The 25,966-nt window shown below is 45.5% G+C and carries 25 protein-coding genes; 3 read left to right on the top strand and 22 right to left on the bottom strand.

Annotated features, from left to right (window positions below):
- Nucleotides 1–31 precede the first annotated feature (31 nt).
- From cysM to lepA, 9 genes are read right to left on the bottom strand one after another with little or no spacing between them, the layout of a single operon-like run.
- Nucleotides 32–919, bottom strand: coding sequence for a cysteine synthase CysM (gene cysM, locus B2W60_RS02750; RefSeq protein WP_292361734.1), 888 nt, complete (start codon nucleotides 917–919; stop codon nucleotides 32–34).
- Nucleotide 920: 1 nt separating this feature from the next.
- The gene (gene acpS, locus B2W60_RS02745; RefSeq protein ID WP_292361733.1) at nucleotides 921–1,301 is read right to left on the bottom strand and encodes a holo-ACP synthase; all 381 of its coding nucleotides are present in this window, start codon (nucleotides 1,299–1,301) and stop codon (nucleotides 921–923) included.
- Nucleotides 1,298–2,029, bottom strand: coding sequence for a pyridoxine 5'-phosphate synthase (pdxJ, locus tag B2W60_RS02740; RefSeq protein WP_292361732.1), 732 nt, complete (start codon nucleotides 2,027–2,029; stop codon nucleotides 1,298–1,300). The genes acpS and pdxJ overlap by 4 nt, the downstream gene beginning before the upstream one ends.
- Nucleotides 2,030–2,041: 12 nt before the next feature.
- Nucleotides 2,042–2,758, bottom strand: coding sequence for a DNA repair protein RecO (gene recO / locus B2W60_RS02735; RefSeq protein WP_292361731.1), 717 nt, complete (start codon nucleotides 2,756–2,758; stop codon nucleotides 2,042–2,044).
- A 12-nt stretch (nucleotides 2,759–2,770) separates the two neighbouring features.
- Entirely contained in the window at nucleotides 2,771–3,676 is a 906-nt protein-coding gene (gene era, locus B2W60_RS02730; protein ID WP_292361730.1) for a GTPase Era, read from the bottom strand.
- Entirely contained in the window at nucleotides 3,673–4,356 is a 684-nt protein-coding gene (gene rnc / locus B2W60_RS02725) for a ribonuclease III (RefSeq protein WP_292361729.1), read from the bottom strand. The genes era and rnc overlap by 4 nt, the downstream gene beginning before the upstream one ends.
- Nucleotides 4,353–4,736: a DUF4845 domain-containing protein gene (locus B2W60_RS02720; protein ID WP_292363956.1), complete on the bottom strand. Its 384-nt coding sequence runs from the start codon at nucleotides 4,734–4,736 to the stop codon at nucleotides 4,353–4,355. The genes rnc and B2W60_RS02720 overlap by 4 nt, the downstream gene beginning before the upstream one ends.
- A 13-nt stretch (nucleotides 4,737–4,749) precedes the next feature.
- Complete coding sequence (lepB, locus tag B2W60_RS02715; protein ID WP_292361727.1) at nucleotides 4,750–5,511, bottom strand: signal peptidase I; 762 nt, start codon at nucleotides 5,509–5,511, stop codon at nucleotides 4,750–4,752.
- A 12-nt stretch (nucleotides 5,512–5,523) separates the two neighbouring features.
- Nucleotides 5,524–7,320, bottom strand: a complete 1,797-nt coding sequence (gene lepA, locus B2W60_RS02710) for a translation elongation factor 4 (RefSeq protein ID WP_292361726.1) — start codon at nucleotides 7,318–7,320, stop codon at nucleotides 5,524–5,526.
- 653 nt (nucleotides 7,321–7,973) lie between these two features.
- Between lepA and B2W60_RS02705 the strand changes: the two genes are divergently transcribed.
- Nucleotides 7,974–9,320, top strand: coding sequence for an MATE family efflux transporter (locus B2W60_RS02705; protein WP_292361725.1), 1,347 nt, complete (start codon nucleotides 7,974–7,976; stop codon nucleotides 9,318–9,320).
- 93 nt (nucleotides 9,321–9,413) lie between these two features.
- Here B2W60_RS02705 and B2W60_RS02700 read toward each other — a convergent pair whose 3' ends face one another.
- The 8 genes from B2W60_RS02700 to rpoE all read right to left on the bottom strand — a co-directional run bounded on the left by B2W60_RS02700 (nucleotide 9,414) and on the right by rpoE (nucleotide 17,719).
- The gene (locus tag B2W60_RS02700) at nucleotides 9,414–11,384 is read right to left on the bottom strand and encodes a TonB-dependent receptor domain-containing protein (protein WP_292361724.1); all 1,971 of its coding nucleotides are present in this window, start codon (nucleotides 11,382–11,384) and stop codon (nucleotides 9,414–9,416) included.
- 114 nt (nucleotides 11,385–11,498) lie between these two features.
- The gene (locus B2W60_RS02695; RefSeq protein ID WP_292361723.1) at nucleotides 11,499–12,848 is read right to left on the bottom strand and encodes a sensor histidine kinase; all 1,350 of its coding nucleotides are present in this window, start codon (nucleotides 12,846–12,848) and stop codon (nucleotides 11,499–11,501) included.
- Complete coding sequence (locus B2W60_RS02690) at nucleotides 12,845–13,549, bottom strand: response regulator transcription factor (RefSeq protein ID WP_292361722.1); 705 nt, start codon at nucleotides 13,547–13,549, stop codon at nucleotides 12,845–12,847. Before B2W60_RS02690 ends, B2W60_RS02695 begins: the two co-directional genes overlap by 4 nt.
- Before the next feature lie 184 nt (nucleotides 13,550–13,733).
- The gene (locus tag B2W60_RS02685; protein WP_292361721.1) at nucleotides 13,734–15,173 is read right to left on the bottom strand and encodes a DegQ family serine endoprotease; all 1,440 of its coding nucleotides are present in this window, start codon (nucleotides 15,171–15,173) and stop codon (nucleotides 13,734–13,736) included.
- On the bottom strand, nucleotides 15,173–15,595 hold the full coding sequence (locus tag B2W60_RS02680; RefSeq protein WP_292361720.1) for a SoxR reducing system RseC family protein: 423 nt from the start codon (nucleotides 15,593–15,595) through the stop codon (nucleotides 15,173–15,175). The genes B2W60_RS02685 and B2W60_RS02680 overlap by 1 nt, the downstream gene beginning before the upstream one ends.
- Nucleotides 15,592–16,572: a MucB/RseB C-terminal domain-containing protein gene (locus B2W60_RS02675; protein ID WP_292361719.1), complete on the bottom strand. Its 981-nt coding sequence runs from the start codon at nucleotides 16,570–16,572 to the stop codon at nucleotides 15,592–15,594. Before B2W60_RS02675 ends, B2W60_RS02680 begins: the two co-directional genes overlap by 4 nt.
- 2 nt (nucleotides 16,573–16,574) lie before the next feature.
- Entirely contained in the window at nucleotides 16,575–17,141 is a 567-nt protein-coding gene (locus B2W60_RS02670) for a sigma-E factor negative regulatory protein (RefSeq protein WP_292361718.1), read from the bottom strand.
- A gap of 2 nt (nucleotides 17,142–17,143) precedes the next feature.
- Nucleotides 17,144–17,719, bottom strand: coding sequence for an RNA polymerase sigma factor RpoE (gene rpoE, locus B2W60_RS02665; RefSeq protein WP_292355489.1), 576 nt, complete (start codon nucleotides 17,717–17,719; stop codon nucleotides 17,144–17,146).
- A gap of 128 nt (nucleotides 17,720–17,847) precedes the next feature.
- On the opposite strand from rpoE, the gene nadB reads away from it, so the two are divergent.
- A complete protein-coding gene (gene nadB / locus B2W60_RS02660; RefSeq protein ID WP_292361717.1) occupies nucleotides 17,848–19,449 on the top strand; it encodes an L-aspartate oxidase in 1,602 nt (533 codons plus the stop codon).
- Here the strand turns inward: nadB and B2W60_RS02655 are convergent.
- The gene (locus B2W60_RS02655; protein ID WP_292361716.1) at nucleotides 19,424–19,861 is read right to left on the bottom strand and encodes a protein YgfX; all 438 of its coding nucleotides are present in this window, start codon (nucleotides 19,859–19,861) and stop codon (nucleotides 19,424–19,426) included. The two genes, nadB and B2W60_RS02655, sit on opposite strands and share 26 nt — an antisense overlap.
- A gap of 80 nt (nucleotides 19,862–19,941) precedes the next feature.
- Here B2W60_RS02655 and B2W60_RS02650 point away from each other — a divergent pair, with 80 nt between their 5' ends.
- Nucleotides 19,942–20,871 carry a YgfZ/GcvT domain-containing protein gene (locus B2W60_RS02650; protein WP_292361715.1) on the top strand — a complete coding sequence of 310 codons (930 nt, stop codon included), beginning with the start codon at nucleotides 19,942–19,944 and terminating at the stop codon, nucleotides 20,869–20,871.
- Here the strand turns inward: B2W60_RS02650 and B2W60_RS02645 are convergent.
- The 4 genes from B2W60_RS02645 to typA form a co-directional block, all read right to left on the bottom strand.
- The gene (locus B2W60_RS02645) at nucleotides 20,863–22,230 is read right to left on the bottom strand and encodes a sigma-54-dependent transcriptional regulator (protein WP_292361714.1); all 1,368 of its coding nucleotides are present in this window, start codon (nucleotides 22,228–22,230) and stop codon (nucleotides 20,863–20,865) included. The genes B2W60_RS02650 and B2W60_RS02645 overlap by 9 nt on opposite strands.
- Nucleotides 22,227–23,822 (bottom strand): sensor histidine kinase, encoded by a 1,596-nt coding sequence (locus B2W60_RS02640; protein ID WP_292361713.1) that lies wholly within the window; start codon nucleotides 23,820–23,822, stop codon nucleotides 22,227–22,229. The genes B2W60_RS02645 and B2W60_RS02640 overlap by 4 nt, the downstream gene beginning before the upstream one ends.
- On the bottom strand, nucleotides 23,822–24,040 hold the full coding sequence (locus tag B2W60_RS02635) for a PP0621 family protein (RefSeq protein ID WP_292361712.1): 219 nt from the start codon (nucleotides 24,038–24,040) through the stop codon (nucleotides 23,822–23,824). Before B2W60_RS02635 ends, B2W60_RS02640 begins: the two co-directional genes overlap by 1 nt.
- Before the next feature lie 89 nt (nucleotides 24,041–24,129).
- On the bottom strand, nucleotides 24,130–25,962 hold the full coding sequence (gene typA, locus B2W60_RS02630; protein ID WP_292361711.1) for a translational GTPase TypA: 1,833 nt from the start codon (nucleotides 25,960–25,962) through the stop codon (nucleotides 24,130–24,132).
- Between the last annotated feature and the right edge of the window lie 4 nt (nucleotides 25,963–25,966).

Raw genomic sequence — 25,966 nt, 5'->3', positions numbered from 1 at the left:
GACCCTCGTGGATATCCCGTCGTGGCGGACATTACTCTGCAGGGAACACACCCGTGGAAAGGTAACGATCACCACGGTCGCAAATAATACAGACGATTACCGCATTGCTGACAGTTGCCGATAAACGTAATGCCGCAGCAACACTGCCGCCTGATGAAACGCCACAGAAGATACCTTCTTCACTGGCGAGTCGACGCATCGTTTCTTCAGCAACGTCCTGCTCCATATCCAGCGTCAGATCAACTCTTTCCGGTTCAAAGATTTCCGGCAGGTAGGCTTCTGGCCAACGTCTGATGCCGGGAATTTTTGCACCGTCAACCGGTTGCACACCAACAATCTGCACCGCTGAATTCTGTTCTTTTAGATATCTGGATACCCCCATAATCGTGCCGGTGGTTCCCATGGCACTGACAAAATGGGTTACTTCACCTTTTGTATCACGCCAGATTTCCGGCCCGGTAGTTTCATAGTGTGCCAGGGGATTATCAAAATTACCGAACTGGTTCAGTACTTTACCCTCTCCCATCGCCTGCATTTGCAACGCCAAATCGCGTGCCGACTCCATTCCATCGGTCAGGATAATTTCTGCGCCATAAGCCCGCATTGATGCACGGCGTTCCTGACTCATGCTTTCCGGCATAATCAAAATCATGCGATACCCCAGAATGGCCGTGACCATTGCCAGAGCAATACCGGTATTACCACTGGTGGCTTCAATCAGTGTATCGCCCGGTTGGATATCGCCACGTTGCTGCGCATGACGAATCATACTGGCGACCGGCCGATCTTTTACAGAGCCTGCAGGATTATTGCCTTCCAGCTTGCCCAGAATGATATTACTGGTCTCACCGGGAAGGCGCTGCAAACGCACCAGCGGTGTATTCCCAATAAAAGATTCAATCGTCGGATATTCAGCCATCTCAGCCTTCCACTAATACAACGTAAGCGGTGGCATAATCGCCATCATCACTCAGACTGAGCATGGCCGTCTGAATATTTTTTTGGGATAATAATCGCTCGGCATAGTCATGAAATATCAGCTCTGGTTTACCCAGACTATTATTGCGAACTGCAATATGCTGCAGGCTCAGACCATCACGAAATCCAGTTCCCAGTGCTTTAGCTGCGGCTTCTTTAGCGGCAAAGCGTTTTGCCAGAAATGCTGCCGGTTGCTTGTTTTTTTGAAATTGCTCGAACTCGCTGGCATCCAGAATTCGCTGCGCCGCTTTATCGCCGTATTTGTTTAACATTTCTGTTATCCGCGGAATATGCACTAAATCTGTGCCAATACCACTGATCATCCGCGACGGGCTTCCAGCATCAATTGCTTCATTTCACGAACTGCAGACTGAAAGCCAGTAAAAAATGAGCGAGCCACAATGGCATGACCGATATTGAGTTCAACCAACTCTTTAATAGCTGCAATCGGCTGCACATTGTGATAATGCAAACCATGACCGGCATTAACCTGCAGTCCCAGTGCATGAGCTTGTTCAGCAGCTTTACGGATAATTTTCAGTTCCTTTTTAGCTTCTGCAGCGGAACTGGCTTCTGCGTAACGACCTGTATGCAATTCAATCACCGGAGCACCGCAGGCAACAGCTGCTTCAATCTGTTTTAATTCCGGATCAATAAACAATGAAACTGTTACTCCAGCTTCAGCCAGGCGAACGCAGGCATCATGCATACGTGATTGCTGACCGGCAACATCCAGTCCACCTTCGGTCGTGAGTTCCTCACGACGTTCCGGTACCAGGCAACAATCGGCTGGTCGATAATGTTCGGCAATGCTGAGCATTTCTTCGGTGACCGCCATCTCCAGATTCATTTTAGTTTGCAGAATATCCGCCAGCATTTTGACATCGCGATCCTGGATATGCCGGCGGTCTTCGCGTAAATGCAATGTAATGCTGTCAGCTCCGGCTTGTTCGGCTTCAATAGCCGCCTGAATCGGATCGGGGTAACGGGTACCGCGGGCTTGTCTTAACGTAGCCACATGATCAATATTGACGCCAAGATAAATCGACATGATGTTCCTTAATTAACTGTTTTTAGTTCCGGCATAACGCTGCATTTCTGCAAACAACTGCCGGCTTTTCAGCGGTTTGCCATCTAAATAATAGTTTATTATTAAACGCATAAGCTGCTTTGTTTCATTCAGGCTAGTCGGATCATTCAGATTTTCCTGCAACAGTTGTAACAAACTGGCACCTGAAATAATGCGCTTTGTGTCATTTACCAGACAAAGCTGCAACCCTTGATCAGGCTGATAGCTGTAATGCAGGTGCTGCTCAACCGGTTCACCCTGGCTGTCTGTGGTCAAATCCAGACCATACCCCAAAGCTTCGAGCAAGCGCTTTTCAAAAAGTCTCAGCACCTGTTCCGCCTGGTCAGCTTCTTGCAATCCTTCCAATGCTTTCTGATAGGCCTCAAACACCAATGGTTCAGGTTGCTGTTGCATCAGCAATCTGACCAGTAATTCATTGATGTACAAACCACACAAAGTAGCATTTCCCTGCAACCAATAGGGTGCACTGATGGTTTCAACTTTACTGAGTGTGAGTAAATCACCACGACCAAACCAGTTCAACCACAATGGCTGAAATAATTGCAGAGGATTATTATGACGACGTTTACTTTGTCGCATCCCCCTCGCCACCAGACTTAAACGACCATAATCGGCAGTAAACACGTCCAGCAGCAAGCTGGTTTCACGATAAGGACGTTGATGTAATACAAATGCCTGGGTGAATTCCACAGGATTGCCTAATCAAAGATCGTCGTTATAACCCAAATTGCGTAACATGCGCTCATTATCAGACCAGCCTTCACGTACTTTGACCCATAATTGCAGAAACACTTTGCAGCCGAATAATTTTTCCATATCTTCACGGGCATCTTTACCGACTTGCTTGAGCAACTCGCCTTTTTTACCAATGACGATAGATTTCTGACCACTGCGTTCAACATAAATCACGGCGCTGATACGGAACATACCGTTATCGTCTTCAAACTGTTCAATATCCACCGTCAGTGAATAGGGTAGTTCCTGGCCCAAATGACGGAACAGTTTTTCGCGAACCATTTCGGCCGCCAGAAAACGTGAGCTGCGATCGGTAAGCTGATCTTCATCAAAGATCATCTCGCCTTCTGGCATTAATTTATATATCGACTCTTCCAGAGATTCCAGATTGATGCCTTTACGCGCTGATAAAGGCACGATATCCGTAAATTTATACAATGCAGCCAGCTTTTCTACCTGTGGAAACAACGTTGCTTTATCTTCTAATTTATCAATTTTGTTCATCACCAGAATAACCGGCTTGGAGGTTTCCTTGAGTTTCTGTAATACCCGCTCGTCTTCCTCGGTCCATTTCATGCCTTCAACGACAAACACCACGACATCGACATCCTCTACCGAAGCCGCAGCCGCACGGTTCATATATCGATTCATCGCTCGTTTGCCATCACTGTGGATACCGGGCGTATCAACATAAATGAACTGACCCGTATCTGTTGTTTTAATGCCCAGAATACGATGGCGGGTGGTTTGTGGACGGCGAGAGGTAATACATAATTTTTGTCCCAGCACCCGGTTAATCAGGGTGGATTTACCGACATTGGGACGACCGATAATGGCGACATAGCCACTACGAAAAGCAGGTTGATCATTCATATTTTTGACTCGATTAACGTCAGGGCGCGTTCAGCGGCTTTTTTTTCAGCCTTCCGATGACTGCTTCCTTGAGCCACAACTAATTTATTCAACAAACTCACCTGACAGGATGCCTCAAATACGGGCTGTTTATCGGCAGATTCGATTTCTTTTACACTATAAAGTGGTAGTGGTAATTTGCGGCTTTGCAATAATTCCTGCAAACGGGTTTTGGGATCTTTAATGGTTTCAGTGACATCGATGGAATCCAGACGTTCATCGTAAAGCCGCAAAATAAGAGGCTTTACCACATCGATACCGCTATCCAGAAACAGCGCCCCAAAAATAGCTTCCAGCGCATCTGCCAGAATGGATTCTCGACGAAACCCACCACTTTTTAATTCACCCTGACCAAGAATCAACACTTCACCCAATTTTAGTTCACGTGCGATTTCTGCCAGTGTTTCCCCTTTAACCAGGCTGGCACGGAGGCGACTCATCTTGCCTTCCCTGGCCTGTGGAAAACGGTTAAATAATTCCTCGGCAATCACAAAGCTCAATATGGCATCGCCCAGGTATTCCAGTCGTTCATTATTCTTTGGTGCGGCACTCCGATGAGTAAGCGCCTGCAATAATAGGTCTGTATTTTTAAATTCAATGCCAAGTTGCTGGCACAGTTTTTTCTGCTTGATGTTTATCATCTAACGGCCGGTTCCACATCCACATCAGTGACAAAATGTCCTACTAAATCAATATGGGCAAAAAACGGTTTACGCACTTCATAATCAATGACGATTTTGGTGACGTAAGCATTACTTCTACCACGGGAAAGTTCGATATTTTCTTTTTTAACGCTGGATATATAGCCGGTATTAAAGCGCTTACTCAGTAACAACATCACTTGCTCATTGGTGAGTTTGTTATTTTTCAGTTCTGTTTCCATTGATTTCATGATTTGTAAAACACCGTAGTATTCCTGATACATCGGCACCAACCGCATAGTTAATGTGGCAAAAAATGCGATGATTGCCAGTACAATTACCCAGCTGATTAACGTCATTCCCTGTTGTTTTTTCATCATGTACTCCTAGACCCTAGTTAATAGAACGTCCAACCCTCGACCAGACGACACCACCATCATCCCAACTCCAGCTCATCCAGATAAAAAACGCTTTCCCGACCAGATTCTCTTCCGGTACTGTTCCCCACACACGGCTATCATTACTGTTATCGCGATTATCACCCATCACAAAGAAGTGACCTTCCGGGACAGTGATCTCCCCTTCCATCGATTGTCGCTGCGGATCCACTAAAATATCATGCGTCACGCCAGTTAAACTTTCTCGCTTAAGCTCGGCGCGCGGTGCGATCATTCCTGCCAGCTCTGAGGGTTTAGTGCCGGGTTCCTGCTTGATTTCCTGTCCGTTTATATAAAGTGTTTTATTGAAATAACCGACTTTATCACCGGGTAATCCGATGACCCGTTTGATGTAATCAATTTGGGGTTGCTCTGGATATCGGAATACCATGACATCACCCCGTTCCGGAGTGCCGGTATTGATAATTTTGGTATTAATCACGGGGAGACGAATGCCGTAGGAAAACTTGTTCACCAGAATGAAATCACCAACGTGCAAGGTTGGTAACATGGAGGATGAAGGAATACGGAATGGTTCTGCGACAAAGGAGCGAATAACCAACACCAGCAGAATAATTGGGAAAAATGATTTAGCGTATTCAACTATCGCCGGTTCATTTTCACTGACAGGGCGCTGCGGCGCTAACCAAAAACGGTCAACTAACCATATCAGGCCGGTTATCGCGACCAGTAACACCATTATTGCTGGGAAACTCACTTGACGCTCCTTTTAAGATTTCTTGGATAACTGCAAAACCGCCAAGAAGGCTTCCTGCGGCACATCCACTTTGCCGATGGATTTCATACGTTTTTTACCGGCTTTTTGCTTTTCTAGCAATTTACGTTTGCGAGAAACGTCGCCTCCGTAACATTTTGCCAAAACATTTTTACGCATCGCTTTGACCGTTGAGCGCGCAATAATATGCCCTCCGATGGCAGCCTGAATCGCCACATCAAACATTTGGCGCGGGATCAGTTCCTGCATTTTTTCGACTAACTGACGGCCACGCGACACGCTCTGATCCTTGTGAACAATCATCGATAAAGCATCGACTTTTTCACCGTTGATTAATACATCCAGTTTTACCAACGCTGCCGCTTCGAAACGAATAAAATGATAATCCAGTGAGGCATAACCACGACTCACTGATTTAATACGGTCGAAGAAATCAATCACCACTTCATTCATGGGCAATTCATAGGTCAGGGCAACCTGTTTCCCCATATATTGCATGGATTTCTGTACGCCACGTTTTTCAACGCAAAGCGTTATCACGGCCCCCAGATAATCCTGCGGAACCAGCATATCGGCAACCACAATTGGCTCGCGAATTTCTTCAACTGAACCGGCATCGGGCAGTGAAGCCGGATTTTCAATCTTTATCACATCACCCTTTTTGGTGACCACCTCAAACACCACCGTCGGAGCGGTTGTGATCAGATCCAGATCGTATTCACGCTCCAGTCGTTCCTGAATGATTTCCATATGTAATAATCCGAGGAAACCACAACGGAAGCCGAAACCTAAAGCCTGTGAGTTTTCTGGTTCATAAAACAACGAAGAATCGTTTAAGCGCAATTTCCCCAATGCTTCACGAAACGCATCGTAATCATCACTGCTGACCGGAAACACACCGGCATAAACCTGTGGTGTAACAGACTTAAAGCCAGGCAACATTTCGGTTGCGCCATGCTGAGAGGTGGTTAATGTATCGCCTACTGGTGCCCCATCGATTTCTTTAACACCGGAAATCACATAACCCACTTCACCACAATTCAATGCTGTGCGCTTACTGCGCTTAGGCGTAAACACACCGACTTCATCGACCTGGTATTCCTGTCCGGTAGACATCACTCTGATTTTATCGCGGGTTTTCAGTCTGCCCTGTTTAATTCGCACCAATGAGATGACACCGACGTAGCTGTCAAACCATGAATCGATAATCAGGGCCTTTAATGGACCTTCCGGATCACCTTGCGGCGGTGGAACGCGAGCGACCAATTCTTCCAGCACTTCATCGATGCCGACACCGGTTTTAGCACTGCAACGCACAGCATTGAGTGCATCGACACCGATAATATCTTCAATTTCCTGCGCCACCCGATCCGGTTCCGCTGCGGGCAAATCGATTTTGTTTAATACCGGTAATACCTCAAGGCCAAGATCGATAGCGGTGTAGCAGTTCGCCACACTCTGGGCTTCAACTCCTTGTGCGGCATCAACGACGAGTAAGGCGCCCTCACAGGCCGCCAGCGAGCGGGATACTTCATAGGAAAAGTCAACGTGACCGGGCGTATCGATAAAGTTGAGATGATAGGTTTCACCGTCTTTCGCCTTGTAGTCAAGTGAGACACTTTGCGCCTTGATGGTAATGCCCCGTTCTTTTTCGATATCCATCGAATCAAGAACCTGTTGTGACATTTCACGTTCAGTCAAACCACCACAGATTTGAATAAAACGATCCGCTATTGTGGATTTACCATGATCAATATGGGCAATGATTGAGAAGTTTCTAATATTTTTCATTGAGTAGCGATTATGAACGTGTTGGAGGTTGAAATAACGAGTTGCAAAATGTGTTCATCTCCATGATTTGGAATGTATTGCCAATGCGAAACACGCATCGTGCAAATGACCCGGTATTATACGCACTTAACTGAGTTATAACGATAATAAATACTAGGGTCTGTTGATCTTTCAGAGCCACCACTGCCGGAGACTATTTTTTTGTCCAACAAGGCGGAAATGATGCGATGTAGTGTTCTACATAAATTATTTTTAACGCAGTTGGGCGGAAAAATAGTCCCAGCCCTTCGGGTTGTGGCTTAAAATGCACCACTCTACGTGGCCTACATGGATGTAGGTCAGGGGCGTGAGCAGGATGCGGAAGCTTTGCTCGTCATTTATTTAGAACGACTACAAAAACGCCGGGAGTGTTTTTGAGCGTAAGCCCCAAAGGGGTAAGATACATGGATGTATCTCACAAACTGCATTCCTTACACCTTGATTGATGCATTTTAAGTCACAACAGAGGCGGCTATGAAAGATCAACAGACCCTGGGATAGTCTGTCGCGCTGCTTTCACATCACACAATAATCACAACAAAGCCTTTGCATAACGAATATGGATCATTAGCATTAAGTGCTCCTCACCCCAACTTCTTTAAAACGGATACCTGATGCAGGCCAGCAAAACTGACAACGACGTCCTCAACGGTCCGATTATTTCTACTTTTCTTCGCTATGCCATCCCATCGATTCTGGGGTTACTGGCCATTACGACTGCCAGTATTGTGGATGGTATTTTTATCGGACAATTTGTCAGCGCAGAAGGCCTGGCAGCCATCACCTTATTAATTCCATTTTTTACGCTGGTTTTTGCCATTGCCTTGATGTTGTCGATTGGTGGTGCCGTTCGCGCCGGCAATTATCTGGGACAAAACAATATCGAAGCAGCTTCCGCGGTATTCAGTAAATGTCTGATAAGCATTTTTATTGTTGGTCTGCTGTTTATGAGTATTTCATACATGCTGGATCGGCAGATATTATCGCTGCTCGGTGCACCTGAAGAGTTGATTGCACTGGTTCTGCCCTATTTCCATATTATCTGTATGGTGCTGGTGATGCAGGTAACCAGCATGGTGCTGTATTACTTTATTCGGCTGGATAACAATCAAAAGCTGGCTACATCGGCTCTGGTAGCCGGCGCATTAATCAATATTGTTCTGGATGCGATATTCATCATTGCTCTGGAGATGGGGTTAAAAGGTGCTGCCTGGGCAACCTTTACTGCGCAAATCATTCAGATGCTGATTCTTTCTGTTTATTTTGTCCGTAAACAACGACGCCTAAAACTGATATTACGACCCGGCAACTGGTCTGAGGTCGCTAAAGTGTCTTACAACGGTCTGTCAGAATTTGTAAACGAACTGTCGGGCGGTATGGTCATTCTGCTGCTCAACTGGTTGCTGGTTATCTACCAGGGCGTCAGCGGATTAGCTGCTTTTGCCGTGATTAATTATCTGATTTTTATCAGTCTGATGATTTATTACGGTATTGCAGACGCTTTGCATTTACTGATCAGTCAAAACCATGGGGCAGCACAAGCCAGACGAATTCACGATTTTGTCATCACAGCTTTGGCGATGGTTTTTGCTGTTTCAATCATTTTAGTCAGTGTTTTATTGCTTTATCCGCAGTGGTTGATCCAATTATTTTTACAGGAAGGTGCATTGGAAAGCCAACAGTTGTCGGCTGAGTTTATTCAACTGGTCTGGCCATTGTTTGCCGTAAATGGACTGAACGTCACCTTGTCAGTTTACTTAACAGCCATGCAAAAACCATTGCCCTCTATGAGTGTCGCGTTAAGCCGTGGTTTTATACTTCCTGTCGGTTTATTGCTCTTATTGTCTGCATGGCTACCAGACAAACAATTTCTTATTGCGCTTCCGCTTGCCGAAGGTCTGACCTTAATCCTGGCCATAATACTCTGCTGGAAATACTCTCCCGGCAGGATTATTCATTAGGATCTTAATACGCTAAAAAAGAAAAGCCGGATGTCATTGCAACATCCGGCCCAAAATCATCAAACCTTCATTCAGGGGATACAGCTTGATGGATTAGAACTGCCAGGCCACGCTTAATCGAACATCACGACCGGGATCAGGCAAACCGATAATATTTTCAAAATCGGCAAACTGGCTGAAATCTGCGTTGGTGGCATGATTAAGATAATCTTTATCAAACAGGTTATTGACGGTTAAGGTGACTCGTAAATCCTGACTTTGCATGGGTAACCATTGCGCATAAAGGTCATGAATGGCATAACCCGGTTTATCCAAGTCGCCTTGAGAGGTTTTGACATCTTTTAATCGCTCGACAAAATGTCCGTTCCAACCAAAAGACCAGGTACTATTCAGCTGATAATCCAGTTTGGCTGACCAGGTATTACCGATACTATTGGCAATGCCACCGTGATCATAGGCATTGGCATCTAATTCACCCACTTCAGCTTTGTTATGATGGAAACTCAGACTGGCAAGTAACTGAGTCCAGCGATAACCTGCTTCAAGTACATAACCTTTTGACTCTAAATCACCAACATTTTCATATAAGTTTGGTCTGCCAATGGGATCAGCAATCAAATTATCGATATTTGTTTTGTATAGTTTTGCGGAAGCAAATAAACGGGAATCATCATAAGCAATGCCGACTTCCGTGTTATCAGCATCTTCTGGCTTGAGATTCGGGTCTTTTGCCCACCCATCCAGTTTGAATGCATCCTGTGCCATCGGGCCTCTGAAGGCTTCAGCATAACTTGCAAACACATTGACTGAGTCCGAGACTTCATAATTCAGACCAATGTTATGGCTTATTTCACTCTCATTCAGCTCAAGACCATTATTATCTTCAAGTTCATATTTGTCGTAGCGAAGGCCTGCAGATAAAAGCAGCGCATCAGTCAGTTGAATAGCATCCTGGATATAAATGCCTTTCACCTTGCCTGTTTCTTTTGCTTCACGTCTGTTGGTTTCGGCACCGGCACGTGTTTCATCTTCTCGATAGTCAAATCCATAGATGACTGAATTTATGCCAATCACACTGGTATTACGTATATCCATTCCCTTACTTTTGATAAAACCATAGTAAGGTCCAAAGCGACCATTCTGATATAACTCGGATTCAGTATTAAACAGTGTCACCTTGCTATCAACCCACGGATTATCAGCAGGGTTGAAGTCATAATTCAGCGTAATGGTTTCACGCTCCAGATCCATTTGATAAAGATCATTAAAGCCTTCTGACACAATCCACTGAGGTCGGGCAGCACGGTCGCCTTCATCCTTGCGTTTTTCGTAACTCAACCGAACTGTCTGGCTATCAGTAATTTCACCAACGACCTTGGTAAACAGGAAATCCTGGTCTGAGCCAGTGCCAATGCGTTCAATACCATTACCATCTTCATAGTCATCTATATCCGCTTTGGTATAAGAGACCATAGCGCTGATACTATCTGATACACGACCGAACAGACTGGTGTTGGTTTTAAAACTGTCTGTATTACTGAAATATCCTGCCTTGAGTAAGGCACCGAAATCTTTACCGGGTTTGAGCATGTCAGTTGGATCTTTAGTAATAAATTTAACCGCGCCCCCCAATGCACCCGGGCCATTTAATGCCGAACCGGCACCGGCACTTACATCAACCCGCTTCAGCAATTCTGGCTCGATCGTGATACGGCCATTATGGTGGTATAAACTGCCGCCTTGGCTAGCACCATCAATTGACACATTTAAAAGTTTATCCTCAATGCCACGGATGTAGAGTTTCTGGCCGATCGGCACACCGCCACCTACAGTAACCTCCGGAGAATGGCGGAATAGGTCAGCCAAGTCATTGGCCTGCATTTTTTCGATCTGATCTGCATCAACGCTATTATTATCTAAGCTAATCGATTGGCCGGTCACTTTTACAACATCCAGTTGCACATTGTCCTTTTCAGCAGCCCAAACCGCCGGCCCTGATAAAGCAGCGGCTATTGCCAACGTCAATATAGTCGGACGACTTACAACACTCCGGTTTATTTTCACTTTAACCTCGCGAATAATAATCATTATCAAATAAAACAGATTCGCATTCTAGTCAGAGTGAACGGAGATTAAAACCAAATTTACAATTGTTACAATTGGCAGGTGATCAAGATGTTAACTTTTAGCGGTTATGGGCAACTGCATGATCATCGTTAATCCACCGAATTGATGAATTTGTGCCCATAACTCCCCCCCCGTCGCTTCCACTTGTCGCCTGGCAAGGGCTAGTCCCACGCCAAAGCCTTTATGTTCATTCGGGTGAGAACTGTGCAGGCGGAAGAAAGGTTTGAAGATATTTTGCAGGTGCTGTTCAGGCACACCCGGTCCCTGATCATCAATCAGCAAATCATAACGATCGGAATGCTGGTGCAGAGTTATGCTGACAGTCCCGGATAACGGGGTGTATGACAGTGCATTACGCAGTATATTTTCAATAGCATGGCCTAACGCTCGATCACTTGTTTGATGAAGACAAGCTGTTTCCGGCATCTTCACAATAATCACATGTTCGGGGAATTCAAATCGTGCATTTTCCACAATACTGTCGATCAGATCGGTCAGATCGAGTGACTCGTGACGTAAAGCCGGTCGCTCGTTCTCTAACCAGGCAAGTGTTAACGCATCTTCAACTAATTCTCGCATCTGCTGGCATTCATATCGAATCCGCTGCAGCGCTTCATTGTCCGGGCTGGTCTGTTCAGCGATGCTTAGTGCCAGCTCAACCCGTGTTAAGGGAGTACGTAATTCATGTGATAAATCTGAAGTCAGGTGGCGCTGAGTCTGAATCTGCTCTCCTATCCTTTCTGCCATGCTATCGAACGTACTGGCCAGTATTGCAATTTCATCGTTACGTTTACCCAAATCATCACGCACTCGTACGGCAAAATCGCCATCGCTGAATTGTTTAGTGGCTTTTTCAAGTTGTCTTAAAGGCGAGATGACATGCCGGTAAATCACTAAGCTCAGGATAGCCATCAGTAACATAGGCAAGGCTATTTGTAATAACAGACTGGCATAAGTCCAATATCCTCCGGGACGCATGCGTTGTGGCAGACGGATCAGAAAGTGAGTATGTCTATCTGCAAAAGTGACATCCATAATGGGATTCTGAGCAAAATACAGATGTATTTTCCATGTAATATCCCGGCCCAAAGCGAAATTATTAATAAAGTAATCGTCCATTTCGCTGTCTGCCAACGGGGTAAGCTGTGATCTTACCAGTGCAACCCAGGTATCTTCTCGCTGTTTGATGGTATTGATCCAGTCGGCCAGTTTTTCTACCTCGCCTTTTATATACAATTCTTCTGCCTTTCTGGCATAGTCGACTAACTGTTGCTGATATTGTTTATCAATAAAACTCATATGCTGCTCAGTGCGCAGAATCAAATGATGGATTATCCAGAACAAGGCAATGGTACCAATCGTAATCGTCGCACATAATTTCCAGAACAGACGACGTTTCATAACAGCATATAACCTGTTCCGTGAACGGTTTGCAGCCTGTCCACCGGCATACCGACATCAATCAATTTACGTCTGACCCGGCTCATATGCATATCCAGGCTTCGATCGTAACGACTGAAATCGCGTTCCATCACGAGTCGATACAATTGTGGTTTGCTTAACAGATGATTGGCATGTTGCGTCAACGTCCATAATAATTTGAACTGGATAGGCGTCAGTTGTACAACTTGTTCATGAAAAAATACTTTCTGTTTTTTTCTATCCAGCATCAGACCTTCATGCTCCAAAACAGAATTTTCCTGATGTGGATGGTCGATAGCTCTGACTCTTCGCAGGATCGCTTCAATACGCAGCACCAGTTCAGTGAAATTAAATGGCTTTGGCAAATAATCGTCAGCGCCGTTTTTAAACCCCATAATGCGTTCCTCTTCGGCACCATGAGCCGTCAGAATGAGCACCGGAGTTTGTCGACTTTGTCGCAGCGTATTCAATACCGAATAACCGTCACGTCCAGGCAAGCTGACATCCAGCAGAATCAGGTCAAATTGACCGCTTACAGCTTTAAGTAGCCCCTCTTCACCGTTAAAGCATTGGATAACTCTAAAACTTTTCTTTTCAAGTAGCTGTTTTAATTGATGATTTAAAACCAGATCATCTTCAATTACCAGAATATTGCTGTGGAAATTCTTTTTATCTGACATGGAATACGAAGTTCAACTCATCTAGATGATAATAATTATCATTAATGATAAAGCCAATCACCAAAATATGAAACTTTGTTTTATTCCATCCTTATTGCAAACAATAAAAAAGGCAGCTGATAGAATTCCATCAACTGCCTTTTAAACTTGCCAAGAATAATTTATTACATAAGCTGCTTATACATTATTCCGGAATTTTTAACGCCAGGAACTGCGAAGCTCCGGAACGTTGTACCAACACGGGAATCGCTTTATTGGTCGGCAGCTTTTTAGCCAGTTCAATAAACTGTTTAGCGTCTGTAATCTTCTCATTATTTATACTGAGAATAATGTCACCGGGAGCAATACCGGCTTCTACAGCAGGCCCAGACTCAATTTTTCTCACTGTGACACCGCTTTGATTTGGTCCTAACTCAGCGCGCTGCTCAGCCGATAAATCAGTGACTTCCATGGCCAGACGATTATCATAGAACTGGCTAATTTTAGGCCCGCTTCCGCTGGCAATCTGTTCATCTTCCGGTAATTCTTCCACTGTAACGGAAATCGTCATTTTCTTGTTATTACGAATAATTTCCGCTTTCGATTTTTTACCAATCTCGGTTCGACCGACGATAGGCGGAAGATCGGAGGAAGCATCAACATTACGATCATCAAACTTGAGAATAACGTCACCCGCTTCAAAACCGGCCTTCTCAGCAGGACTGCCTGCAACGACACGAGAAACCAAAGCACCACGAGGTTTACTCAGTCCGAATGATTCAGCCAGTTCACGTGTTACATCTTGGATGACCACACCCAACCAACCGCGGCTGACATAACCTTTATCTTTAATTTGCTCAACCACATTCATTACAGTGTCGACAGGTATTGCGAATGAAACCCCCATAAACCCACCGGTACGGCTGTATATCTGTGAATTGATACCAATAACCTCACCATCAAGATTAAATAACGGACCACCCGAGTTACCCGGATTAATCGCCACATCCGTTTGAATAAATGGGACATAGCTATCACTCGGTAAACTGCGTCCTAAAGCGCTGACAATCCCCGCTGTTGCGGAATAATCAAAACCAAAAGGTGAACCGATGGCTAAAACCCACTCTCCCACTTTCAGGTCATTTGAATCGCCTAATTTAACCGCTTTCAGGTTCATGCCTTCAGCATCAACCTTTAACAACGCCACGTCGCTACGCTCATCACTACCAAGCAATTCTGCAACTAGCTCAGTACGGTCACTGAAACGCACGATGATTTCATCGGCATCTTTGATGACATGATGGTTTGTCAGAATAAATCCATCAGATGAAAGTACAAAACCAGAGCCTAATGAACTTGGCATTGGGGCACGTGGCTGAGAAGGGTCGCCAAAAAAGCGTCTGAAAAAATCATCAAATGGTGTGCCTTCAGGCATTTCCATACCGGGAGGTAATGATGGAAGTGGCCCGCCAGCAGTATTTTCACTTGGTTTACTTTTAGTACTTATATTAACGACGGCATCGCCATTCTCGGCTACCAGTTCGGTAAACTCAGGTAAACCTCCCCTTGCCTGAACAGCTGAACTCAACATTAACCACATCAGCAATGCCATAACCATTGCACCTGTTGTTTTGTATTGCGTCATTATTTTTCCTCTATGATTTGAGTTTCGATGGCAATTTTCTGATTTTTAAGTCGGTTTTTGACCCAATAAAATCCAAGCATCAGACCAGCCAGTCCGGCAATAATTTCCACCAGTTCGTTTGCAAACATAAAACGGCTGGCTACCGCGCCTGCAAACATGAACAGTATTGGCAGAAGATACATCATGTAAGCACCATGCAATAATGCTTCCTCAGGAATTGAGACATTCATCTGCTGTCCAGGTTGCACCGTCTGTTTTTTAGGAACGGCAATCGTCGAAAAACGTCGACCGACATGTTCACTTAGCAACCCGGTACCACAGCCTTTTTTAACCTGACATTTATCACAGGTGGATTGACGTTCAGCTTGCAGCCAGATGGTTGACTCATCAGAACGGATGACCGTAGCTTTTTGTTCGATCATCGGGATTCAGGACCGGCATATTCGATGGCTGCACCAATTTTCTCTACTGTTACCGCAGGTACTTCACCCACAACCGTTACAAAATGCGCGTGAATGACGCTACCAAATGCATTCACGGCCCCCATATGAGAACCACCATGAAAATGATTGTGTTGCGCACGCATTTTTTCGATAAACACGGAAACTGAGCTTAACCCGTCGCTATAGACACGCTGTTCTATGTGTGCCCCATTGTTGGCACGTAATCTGTTTTGATGAGCCACCAGGGTAAAACCATCAGGTAACCATTTTGCCTGCCAGTTGGAGAAAGCGACTAAATCCTGTGTTGTCATTTCGCCAGGTTCGGTGCGGTGCCATACCATTTCATTGCCTGACATTTGTGCTTTCAAAGATGCATCCGGTATCTCAATGCCGGTTTCTATATCCGTAAATTCAAAGGTTTCGAGTACTTCTTTATTTTCACCTATCAATTCTGATTTAAGCAGCAAATCGGTTTCTTTATCCATCCACAATCGATAGCCATAACGATAACTATCTACAGGTTTGATTTCCAATCTCTGAGTTAATTTGCCGGCGATACGATCCTCGCCCTCCAATGTTAATTCATAGAAAGGTGTCGCCGAGCGAAGACGACGAGGTAAATCGCTTGGAAATCCTCGGCCTAAAGGACGCTGACTGACATTGATTTGTTTACCATCAGGATTAATACAGGTAACCGTATCGTTTGAACGGATTACTTCCCTGGCAGCGCCATTAAGTGAAATAAGCCTTTCTGATTCGGTACCGTCATTATTACGGTGATAAATACGTACCGACTGGAATGTTTTGCCACTTTGGTAGGCAAAAACACCTTCATAGTTGAGTTGCTTAGCTGCCTGACTCATTCGCTCAAGTAATTCTATCGAAGCAGACTCAGCCTGTACTGTTGGAATAAACAACACCAACAGCGCAACGCAAAAACGAAATACCTGGCGCATCTTTATCGCTCCGTGCCATAGGAAACGACACGTCCATAAGAAAACATGCCTGATGTACCAACATACTCGTTATGGTCAACCAGATAATTATTCAGTCTGTCTTCGACTTCCGGCTCAGCGACTGTCCACCGGTTCGACTGACTAATCATGGTAGCAGGTGCTTCGTTGGCTACCACACTGGCCACCGGCATATTATCAAAACCGGATTGTTGCTGAACCACGCCCACGACGGCAAGTGCCCCCACTGAAGCGGCCATCGCCAACCCAGTGGCCTGTTTCCAGAAGTTATCAGGGAAACGGAACAGTTTTGCTGTTGATTTTGTTTCTGTTGCAATCGTGTAAGCGGGTTCATTATCCAATGCAGTTGATATACGGAATGTCAAATCCAGTGGACGTTGATTAATGCTTCTTGTATAGCCATGCAATATATCGCTTGCTTGCTGATAGCGCATAAATGCTTCACGGGCGCTGCTGTCATTATTAATTAATTCCAATGCCTGTTCGAGTTCACTACCGGTCAGCTGGCCATCAACCAAAGCAGACACTAATTCGAGATGATTAATTGCCATTATTATTCCTCTTCACCCATCACTGACTTAACTTGTTTATCGATAGCTTCCCTAGCCCTGAATATTCTTGACCGGACGGTGCCGATCGGACAATCCATCGCTTCCGCGATTTCTTCGTAACTCATACCTTCAAATTCTCGCAACTTGATAGCTGTAGCGGTATCTTCCGGCAAATCTTCAATTGCTTGCTGGATAGCCTCTTCCAACTCTACACACATGAGACTGTTTTCAGGGGTCTCAAATTCCTTAAGTTCGGGTGCATCGTAATAATTTGTTGCATCCATAGCATCGACATCACTCATCGGTGGTCGACGCGAACTGGCAGTAAGATGATTTTTAGAGGTATTGATAGCGATACGATAAAGCCACGTATAGAACGCGCTGTCCCCGCGAAAGTTCGGCAACGCACGATAAGCTTTAATAAAAGCTTCCTGCGCTACATCCATTGCTTCAACTGGGTCATGCACAAATCCGGTTATCACATGTATGATTCGCTGTTGGTACTTCATTATCAGCAGATCAAACGCCTTTTTGTCGCCCGCCTGTACCCGCTGAACTAATTCCTGATCCACGTTCATTTATTTATCCGGCCTACTCCGACAAGCCGGAGACAATTTCTGTTTAATGCTAGATTGACCAATGTCATTTATTTTTGTTCCACAATCAGTGCACAATAATTGTTGGCATTCTACCTTTAACAGGACCCATGACGACAACTCATCATTTTGATCTGCTGATTATCGGCAGCGGAACAGCAGGTCTGACCCTGGCTTTAAAGATGGCAGACAAGGCCCGTGTTGCCGTTCTATCCAAAAGCCAGCTTGAGGAAGGTGCTTCGCTTTATGCTCAAGGCGGCATATCAGTTGTACTCGATAAAGCCGATTCTTTGCAATCCCATATTGATGATACTTTGCGCGCCGGCGGCGGATTATGCGATGAAGATGTCGTACGTTTTACCGTTGAACATGCGCGGGAAAGTGTCGAGTGGCTGATTGAACAGGGTGTTTCTTTTACCCGAGATGATATGACCACCGAGACTTATCATCTGACTCAGGAAGGTGGTCACAGTCATCGACGGGTGATTCATTCGGCTGATGCAACCGGTCGGGCGGTGGAAACAACTCTGCTGGATAAAGCCAAGGCGCATCCGAATATTTCGTTATTTCCTTATCATATCGGTATTGATTTGATTACTGCGCACAAACATCTGGCCACTGAAGAGAATAGTTGCCTGGGCTGTTATGTGCTGGATATCAAAAAAGATCAACCCAAAACCTTTTTGGCCCCCGTCACTGTGCTCGCCACGGGAGGTGCCGGAAAAGTGTATTTATATACCAGTAATCCAGACGTATCGACCGGCGATGGAATTGCCATGGGCTGGCGTGCCGGCTGTCGAATCGCCAATATGGAATTTATCCAGTTTCACCCGACCTGCTTATTTCATCCGAAAGCCAAATCCTTTTTAATTTCCGAAGCATTGCGTGGCGAAGGTGCCACGTTGAAATTAGCCGATGGCACCCGATTTATGCCGGCATTTCATCCTCAGGCTGAACTGGCGCCAAGAGATATTGTTGCCCGGGCAATCGACCACGAAATGAAGCGGTTGGGGCAGGATTGTGTGTATCTGGATATCAGTCATCAACCCAAAGAATTTATTACAACCCACTTCCCCACTATCTATAAGCGTTGCCTGAAATTTGGTGTCGATATGGCAAAAGAACCCATTCCAGTGGTGCCGGCAGCCCATTACACCTGTGGCGGCATTATGACCGATATGCGCGGGCGTACCGATATTGAGGGGTTGTATGCTATTGGAGAAACTGCACATACCGGATTGCATGGTGCCAATCGCATGGCCAGCAACTCGTTGCTGGAATGCCTGGTCTTCGCCGATGCAGCTGCAAAAGATATCGCCACGCTTTCGAAAAAACCGTTTCCTGAAAATATTCCACATTGGGATGACAGCCGTGTAAATCCGGCTAAAGAAGCCGTTGCCATTAGCCACAACTGGGACGAATTGCGCCGCTTTATGTGGGATTATGTGGGCATTGTGCGCAGTACTGAACGGCTCAATCGTGCTCGCCAGCGTCTGTTTCTGCTACAGCAGGAAATTAATGAGTTTTACAGTCAGCACCATATCAGCAACGATTTACTGGAATTACGGAATCTCGCAGATGTGGCTGAACTCATCATCGAATCTGCATTGCAGCGCAAGGAAAGTCGGGGCCTGCACTACACTCTTGATTATCCTGAAATGTCTGATACCGCGGTCAGTAATAGTATTATTGCCGGAAAAAAGCCAGTCTGATTCTCACTCGTAACTGTCGAAACTGTTCTTTATCGACAGCATCTTTAACGACCAGTATCGACAGGCTTCGCTTATCAGGTGGTTTGAACGTGATTATGACAGCAAAGCGTGTGACCCAGGCTGACTCCAGAACAAGATTAGGAATCAGAGAATTATCGGCATAGCGGATCTGCCAATATTCTTCACTGAAAGTCCGGAGCGCGACAGGGCGTTTGCTATATTCACCAACAATACCCAATCGGTAACTATGTAAAACCTGACTAATTAAAACCACCGTGACCAACAGTATTTTCACTATCATGCTCACCGCTAGCAGCGATATGCTCAGCACTGCCAGAATATGCACTAGAAAACTGTAAATAACGATATACCGTGATCGGGTTAATGGCAGATAAAATCCTTTTTCCTGCATCTTCATCCCTTATTTTCGCTAATGCCGCAAACTCGCTACAATGACTCGTCCTTCTTCATGCTATCCATAAGAGTAAATTCATGACCGCTGACTATCAATCCATTTTGCATCAACAGGCTTCTGCCGGACTCGCAGAAAGCAGTAGTGATACCCATTATCTGATTCCATTACCAAGTTATGGGGTGATAACGGTAAGCGGTGAAGAAGCTACAGGTTTTTTACAGAATTTACTGACAAATGATGTAAACCAACTCACTCAGCAGACATGTCAGATTTCAGCAATGTGTAATCCAAAAGGACGCCTGCTGGCACTTTTCCTGCTGATTAAAACACAAGAGAGTTATCAGTTAGTGTTACCCAGAAGCCAATGCGCTTTTCTGGCGCAAAGACTGCAGATGTTTAAATTACGCAGCAAAGTTGAGGTTGCAGATAGCAGTGAACAGTTATCCGTCTGTGCTTTATTGGGCAATGCTCCGGTCGATCATGCCATTCCATTAACTGTACCGTCATCTGCTTTATTGATTCACTCAGCAGAACAAATGGGTTCCAGAATTGAAATTTTGCTGGACCAGGAATGGCAGCTTGCAGCAGAAGCCAGCTGGCATATTAGTGAAATTGAGGCAGGCATTCCGCTGATTGTGCCAGAAAGTCGCGAACTGTTTACGGCGCAACAAGTTAACCTGGATTTAATTGGCGGTGTCAGTTTCCGTAAAGGCTGCTATCCGGGACAGGAAGTAGTCGCTCGCCTGCACTATCTGGGTGAACCAAAACGTCGTTTGTTTCACGCTGTTGCAAACAAAGCTGACATTCCTGCGGTGGGTGAAACGGTTAACGATAAAGAAGGTGCGGTGGTCGGCCATATCGTCAGGGCTGTTCATGGCCATGATGACCAGTTATTACTGCAACTAAGTCTAAAACTGGAAGGTGCGGAACAACAGTTGTTTTTAAACGACGGGACGCTGCTGGAACAGGTTCAAGCTTCTGCCCCGGCGAGGGAAGGGTTACTCTAGATCAAGCTTTTTAAGTTTATAGCGCAACGCCCGGAAAGTAATCCCTAAACGTTTTGCCGCAGCAGTTTTATTCCAGCGGGTTTCATTAAGTGCTTTTTCAATAATGGCCCGCTCCTGTTCTTCCAGATGACTTTCCAAGTCCTGATTCAGAGCGGGGGCAGATATAGATATACCTGTTTCAGGGATGGTAAAGGCGTTACCATTGGGTTGTGTTATAGCTGGCAGCATCAAATCCTCTGCCGAAATCCGTGTCCCCTCTGCCCAGGTCAACGCCCGCTCCAGCGTATTCTCCAGTTCACGAACGTTTCCCGGAAAGGGATATTGTTGCAAAGCCGTCATGGCTTCAGCCGTTAATGTAGTGACCGCAGAATGGGTTTTACCCGCCAGTTTTTTCAGGATATGTTCAGCTAACAATTGAATATCAGCCTGACGTTCTCTTAATGGCGGTACATGTAGTTCAATGACATTCAGCCGATAGAATAAATCCTGGCGAAAGGTCCCTTTTTCGACGCATTCCGCCAGATTTTTATGCGTCGCCGATAAAATCCTGACATCGACATTAATTTCATCATGACCACCTACCGGACGAATCGCTTTTTCCTGAATTGCCCTTAGCAGTTTGACTTGCATCATTAATGGTAAGTCAGCAACTTCATCGAGAAATAACGTGCCGCCATGTGCATGCTGGAATAATCCCTGTTTATCAGCAACAGCTCCGGTAAAAGCCCCTTTTTTGTGGCCAAAGAATTCGCTTTCTACCAACTCGTTGGGAATAGCGCCACAATTCACCGGCACAAATGCTTTTTCAGAGCGCGCTCCCAAATCATGAATTAATCTGGCCACCAATTCCTTACCCGTACCGGATTCACCACTGATATAAACCGGTGCCTGACTTCGGGCCAATTTGGCCACTTTGCCACGCAGTTCACGCATCAGCTCCGTTTCACCCAGTAAACGGTCTCTGGATCGCCGTTCGATTTTATGGGGTCGATTAGGTGACAATTTTAATGCCGCTTCCACCAGTTCACGTAAAACCTGCAACTTCAAAGGTTTGGAAACAAAATCGAACGCACCGGACTTCAAAGCGGTCACGGCTAAATCCATATTGCCATAGGCTGTAATAACCGCAACGGGTAGGTCAGGATGACTTTCCTGGATTTTTTTGACCAGCTGTAATCCATCACCATCCGGTAATCGCATATCGGTGAAACATAAATCAAATGATTGCTGTGACAACAGTCTTTCCGCTTCTGCGATAGTTTCGGCCGAAACACAATCTATCGACATGCCAGACAAGGTCATTGACAGTAAGTCAAGAATGTCTGGCTCATCATCGACAATCAACGCTTGTGGATTCATTGAATAAACTCTTGTCTTTGCATTGGATAACTGATTCTGAAACAACTACCGAACTCATGCAGATAGTTTAGTCTGGCTCCATTGGCCTGGCATAACTCACGGGCCAGGTACAGTCCCAACCCTGTTCCACCGCTCCGTTCAGAATGAAACGGCTCAAATAAATGTTGCATTGCCTGTGGGCTGACACCAGCACCATTATCAATAACATCGATATTGATATCGTCGGCTTGCAGTGTGATACGGATTTCTACTGGCTGCTCCTGCTCTTTATCAGCATAGTGCCATGCATTATCAATCAAATTCCACATCACCTGATGCAATTGTTCTTCATCAGTGCAAATACGTGCCAGCGGCACCGACGAAATCAACGCGATTTGCCGGGCCGGGATATGTTTTATTTCGCAATACTCTTCTACCAGTTTTTCCAGCCACGGACTCAATACCACTACGGTAGGCTCAACATTTTTACGCCGACTCATTTCTAAAATGGTTTCGATAATGCTGTTCATCCGGACACTATGTCGTTGAATGATTCCGGTAAGCTTGCTGACTGACGCATCATGACTTAACGATTCCGCCAGCAGCTCTCCGGCATGGCTGATAGCACTCAAAGGGTTACGAATCTCATGAGCGATGCTGGCTGTTAAACGTCCCAACGAAGCGAGTTTTAATTGCTGGGCTTGCTGTGCCAATGCCGTGGTATTTTCGATAAACACCAAAACTTCTCCTGAATCAAGCTGCGTGGCTCGCGCTAATAATTCAGGTAAATCAGCCCTGGCCTGAAAAGGTTCAAAGGCATCCGGTAAATGTTGTTTCCAACGCCAGATCTGATCAGCCAGCTCCGGTACATATTGTTTTAGTAAAAACTGTGAGGGAGCGTCTTCTATTCCCATATACTGAGCAGCAGATTGATTACAAAGTGTGACTTTTCCCTGCTCATCCAGAACCAAAACAGCCACCTGCATTCTGCTGATGATGTGTTGATTCAGGCTTGCCAGTTTATTCAAATCCTGAGCTTGCTGTTCCGCCAGCAACTGGGATCGCTGCATGGTTCGTGAGAGCAGATGCGCCAAAAGCGCCGTAATAAAGAATATCGCCCCCAGCATACCGGCTTGAGCAAAATGGCTTTGACCTATCCCGGTCAATTCAGCATAAACCGCTTCAAGTAAAACCGATAAGGTCGCTATGGCTGCAATAAAAACGGCCAGTCGGCCAGGAATCAGCGCACCACCTGCCACGACAACCACGACAAGTAGTGCCCCCAGACCACTTTGCAAACCGCCTGCCGCATGAATAATCAGCGCCAGCGCAATAATATCGATAATCAGCTGAATACTGCACTGCGTGACAAATATACCCCAGTGTCGACTGGAAAATATCATCAACAATACAGCAACCATCAGATAGGTCAGGCTGACATAATGATGTAATAAGGGATATTTATTCCCGATGAATTCCGGTGTTAACTCAAGGTAAAAAACCACAAACAGAATAGCTGCCAGAAATAAACGGTAGCCGGAAAAGAAGGTCAGCGCTCGCCAGGAAGCCTGATCCTGTTCTGATTTAGTGGTGGTGAAATATTCGCCAGCCATTATTTTTGGTGCTGATAAGCCTCAAGATGCTCGGTAGTACAAAAATAATGCTGATTTTTCTGTATTGCTTCCTGCTCTAACAAATGCAAGCCACATTGTTCACAGCGCACCATTTTTTCTGTTTTCTCGATTCGCCTCTCATTTTTTATCTGCCGGTATAAATTCCGGAAAATGACATATAAAAGCAGGCCTATCGCCAGCAGGATCAAAATTCGCATGGTTTACCTCAAAAAAAAGGGCATCCGATATAGGATACCCTTTCTTGTTCCGTTGGTGATACAGCCAGGGTATGAAAGATCAACCTGACCTAACCGCGTGAAGCACGTTTGCGCTCATGTTCCAGCAGGAATTTCTTACGTACTCTGATGGATTTAGGAGTCACTTCCAGTAATTCATCATCACCGATAAATTCCAGCGCCTGTTCCAAACTCATACGAATGGGTGGAACCAGTGTCACCGCTTCGTCAGAACCTGATGCACGCATGTTGGTTAATTGTTTACCCTTGAGAGGGTTGACCACCAAATCGTTATCACGTGAGTGAATACCAATCACCATGCCTTCATAGACTTCATCGCCATGGCCAATAAACATGCGCCCACGATCCTGCAAGTTAAAGATGGCAAATGCCACCGCTTTACCGACACCATTGGCAATCAAAACACCATTAATGCGTTTCCCAAAAGTGCCCGCTTTCACCGGTGCGTAGTGATCAAATACGCTGTAAATCAAACCAGTACCTTGGGTAGCAGTTAAAAACTCTGTACGGAAACCAATCAAACCGCGTGACGGAATAATAAAGTCGAGACGCACTCGGCCTTTACCATCTGGTGACATATCTTTTAGTTCGCCACCACGGGTACCCATTTTTTCCATCACAGTGCCTTGATGCGTGTCTTCCACATCAATAGTCACCGCTTCATAAGGTTCCTCTTTAACACCATCAACTTCACGAATAATAACCTCAGGACGGGAAACCCCCATCTCAAAACCTTCGCGACGCATATTTTCAATCAATACCGAAAGATGTAATTCACCCCGGCCAGAAACACGGAATTTATCCGGGTCATCGACCAGCTGTTCTACTTTCAATGCGACGTTATGAATTAACTCACGATCCAGACGTTCTTTAATTTGACGAGTGGTGACAAATTTACCTTCTTTACCGGCAAACGGAGAATTGTTGACCTGGAAGGTCATCGTCACTGTCGGTTCATCAACGCTCAACGGGGGGAGCGCTTCCACAGCATTCGGATCACATAAAGTGTCAGAAATATTTAGCGGGTCCAGACCAGTAAACGCAATAATGTCGCCAGCATGTGCTTCTTCAACTTCTTCGCGACGTAACCCCATAAAGCCCATGACCTGCATCACTCGACCATTGCGTTTTTTGCCTTCCGGGTCAACGACTGTAACAGGGGTATTGGTTTTCACTTTGCCACGCTCAATGCGGCCGATACCGATAACACCGACATAGCTGTTGTAATCAAGCGAGGTAACCTGCATACGGAAAGGGCCATCCGCATCAACCGCTGGCGGACTAACCTTATCAACAACCAGTTGAAATAACGGTGTCATATCACCGTCACGAACGGTATCTTCCAGACCGGCAAAACCATTCAGGCCTGATGCATAAATGACATCAAAGTCTAACTGCTCGTCAGTGGCATCCAGATTGGCAAACAGATCAAACGTTTGATCCAAGACCCAGCCCGGACGAGCACTTGGTTTATCAATCTTGTTGATAACCACGATAGGCTTCAGACCCAAAGCTAATGCTTTTTGTGTGACAAAACGCGTTTGCGGCATAGGTCCTTCTGATGAATCAACCAGCAATAAGACTGAATCGACCATCGACAGAACGCGTTCAACTTCACCGCCAAAATCAGCATGGCCAGGTGTATCAACGATATTGATACGGTAGTCATTCCAGCGGATGGCTGTGTTTTTGGAGAGAATGGTAATACCACGCTCGCGTTCCAGATCGTTGGAGTCCATTACGCGTTCCTGTAACTCTTCATGTTCACTGAAGGTACCGGACTGACGCAGCAGCTGATCAACCAGGGTCGTTTTACCATGATCGACGTGGGCGATGATGGCGATGTTACGTAGTTTGTTTATATCTCTAGAATTATTACTCATAAAA

This window comes from Methylophaga sp. UBA2496, from assembly GCF_002341635.1.
Taxonomy (GTDB): domain Bacteria; phylum Pseudomonadota; class Gammaproteobacteria; order Nitrosococcales; family Methylophagaceae; genus Methylophaga.
Note: the sequence above shows the minus strand (reverse complement) of the source record. Positions and strands in the feature narration are given on the sequence as shown.

Bases quoted from the DNA above. Each gene is read 5' to 3' on its own strand.
- B2W60_RS02690 (WP_292361722.1), bottom strand. From the start codon at position 13,549: ATGTCAGATAAAAAGAATTTCCACAGCAATATTCTGGTAATTGAAGAT.
- cysM (WP_292361734.1), bottom strand. From the start codon at position 919: ATGGCTGAATATCCGACGATTGAATCTTTTATTGGGAATACACCGCTG.
- era (WP_292361730.1), bottom strand. From the start codon at position 3,676: ATGAATGATCAACCTGCTTTTCGTAGTGGCTATGTCGCCATTATCGGT.
- typA (WP_292361711.1), bottom strand. From the start codon at position 25,962: ATGAGTAATAATTCTAGAGATATAAACAAACTACGTAACATCGCCATC.
- B2W60_RS02640 (WP_292361713.1), bottom strand. From the start codon at position 23,822: ATGGCTGGCGAATATTTCACCACCACTAAATCAGAACAGGATCAGGCT.
- B2W60_RS02635 (WP_292361712.1), bottom strand. From the start codon at position 24,040: ATGCGAATTTTGATCCTGCTGGCGATAGGCCTGCTTTTATATGTCATT.
- B2W60_RS02675 (WP_292361719.1), bottom strand. From the start codon at position 16,572: ATGCGCCAGGTATTTCGTTTTTGCGTTGCGCTGTTGGTGTTGTTTATT.
- B2W60_RS02680 (WP_292361720.1), bottom strand. From the start codon at position 15,595: ATGATCGAACAAAAAGCTACGGTCATCCGTTCTGATGAGTCAACCATC.
- B2W60_RS02695 (WP_292361723.1), bottom strand. From the start codon at position 12,848: ATGAAACGTCGTCTGTTCTGGAAATTATGTGCGACGATTACGATTGGT.
- acpS (WP_292361733.1), bottom strand. From the start codon at position 1,301: ATGATCAGTGGTATTGGCACAGATTTAGTGCATATTCCGCGGATAACA.
- B2W60_RS02670 (WP_292361718.1), bottom strand. From the start codon at position 17,141: ATGGCAATTAATCATCTCGAATTAGTGTCTGCTTTGGTTGATGGCCAG.
- rpoE (WP_292355489.1), bottom strand. From the start codon at position 17,719: ATGAACGTGGATCAGGAATTAGTTCAGCGGGTACAGGCGGGCGACAAA.
- nadB (WP_292361717.1), top strand. From the start codon at position 17,848: ATGACGACAACTCATCATTTTGATCTGCTGATTATCGGCAGCGGAACA.
- lepA (WP_292361726.1), bottom strand. From the start codon at position 7,320: ATGAAAAATATTAGAAACTTCTCAATCATTGCCCATATTGATCATGGT.
- B2W60_RS02685 (WP_292361721.1), bottom strand. From the start codon at position 15,173: ATGACGCAATACAAAACAACAGGTGCAATGGTTATGGCATTGCTGATG.
- B2W60_RS02720 (WP_292363956.1), bottom strand. From the start codon at position 4,736: ATGATGAAAAAACAACAGGGAATGACGTTAATCAGCTGGGTAATTGTA.
- B2W60_RS02655 (WP_292361716.1), bottom strand. From the start codon at position 19,861: ATGCAGGAAAAAGGATTTTATCTGCCATTAACCCGATCACGGTATATC.
- rnc (WP_292361729.1), bottom strand. From the start codon at position 4,356: ATGATAAACATCAAGCAGAAAAAACTGTGCCAGCAACTTGGCATTGAA.
- B2W60_RS02650 (WP_292361715.1), top strand. From the start codon at position 19,942: ATGACCGCTGACTATCAATCCATTTTGCATCAACAGGCTTCTGCCGGA.
- B2W60_RS02645 (WP_292361714.1), bottom strand. From the start codon at position 22,230: ATGAATCCACAAGCGTTGATTGTCGATGATGAGCCAGACATTCTTGAC.
- pdxJ (WP_292361732.1), bottom strand. From the start codon at position 2,029: ATGTCGATTTATCTTGGCGTCAATATTGATCATGTGGCTACGTTAAGA.
- B2W60_RS02705 (WP_292361725.1), top strand. From the start codon at position 7,974: ATGCAGGCCAGCAAAACTGACAACGACGTCCTCAACGGTCCGATTATT.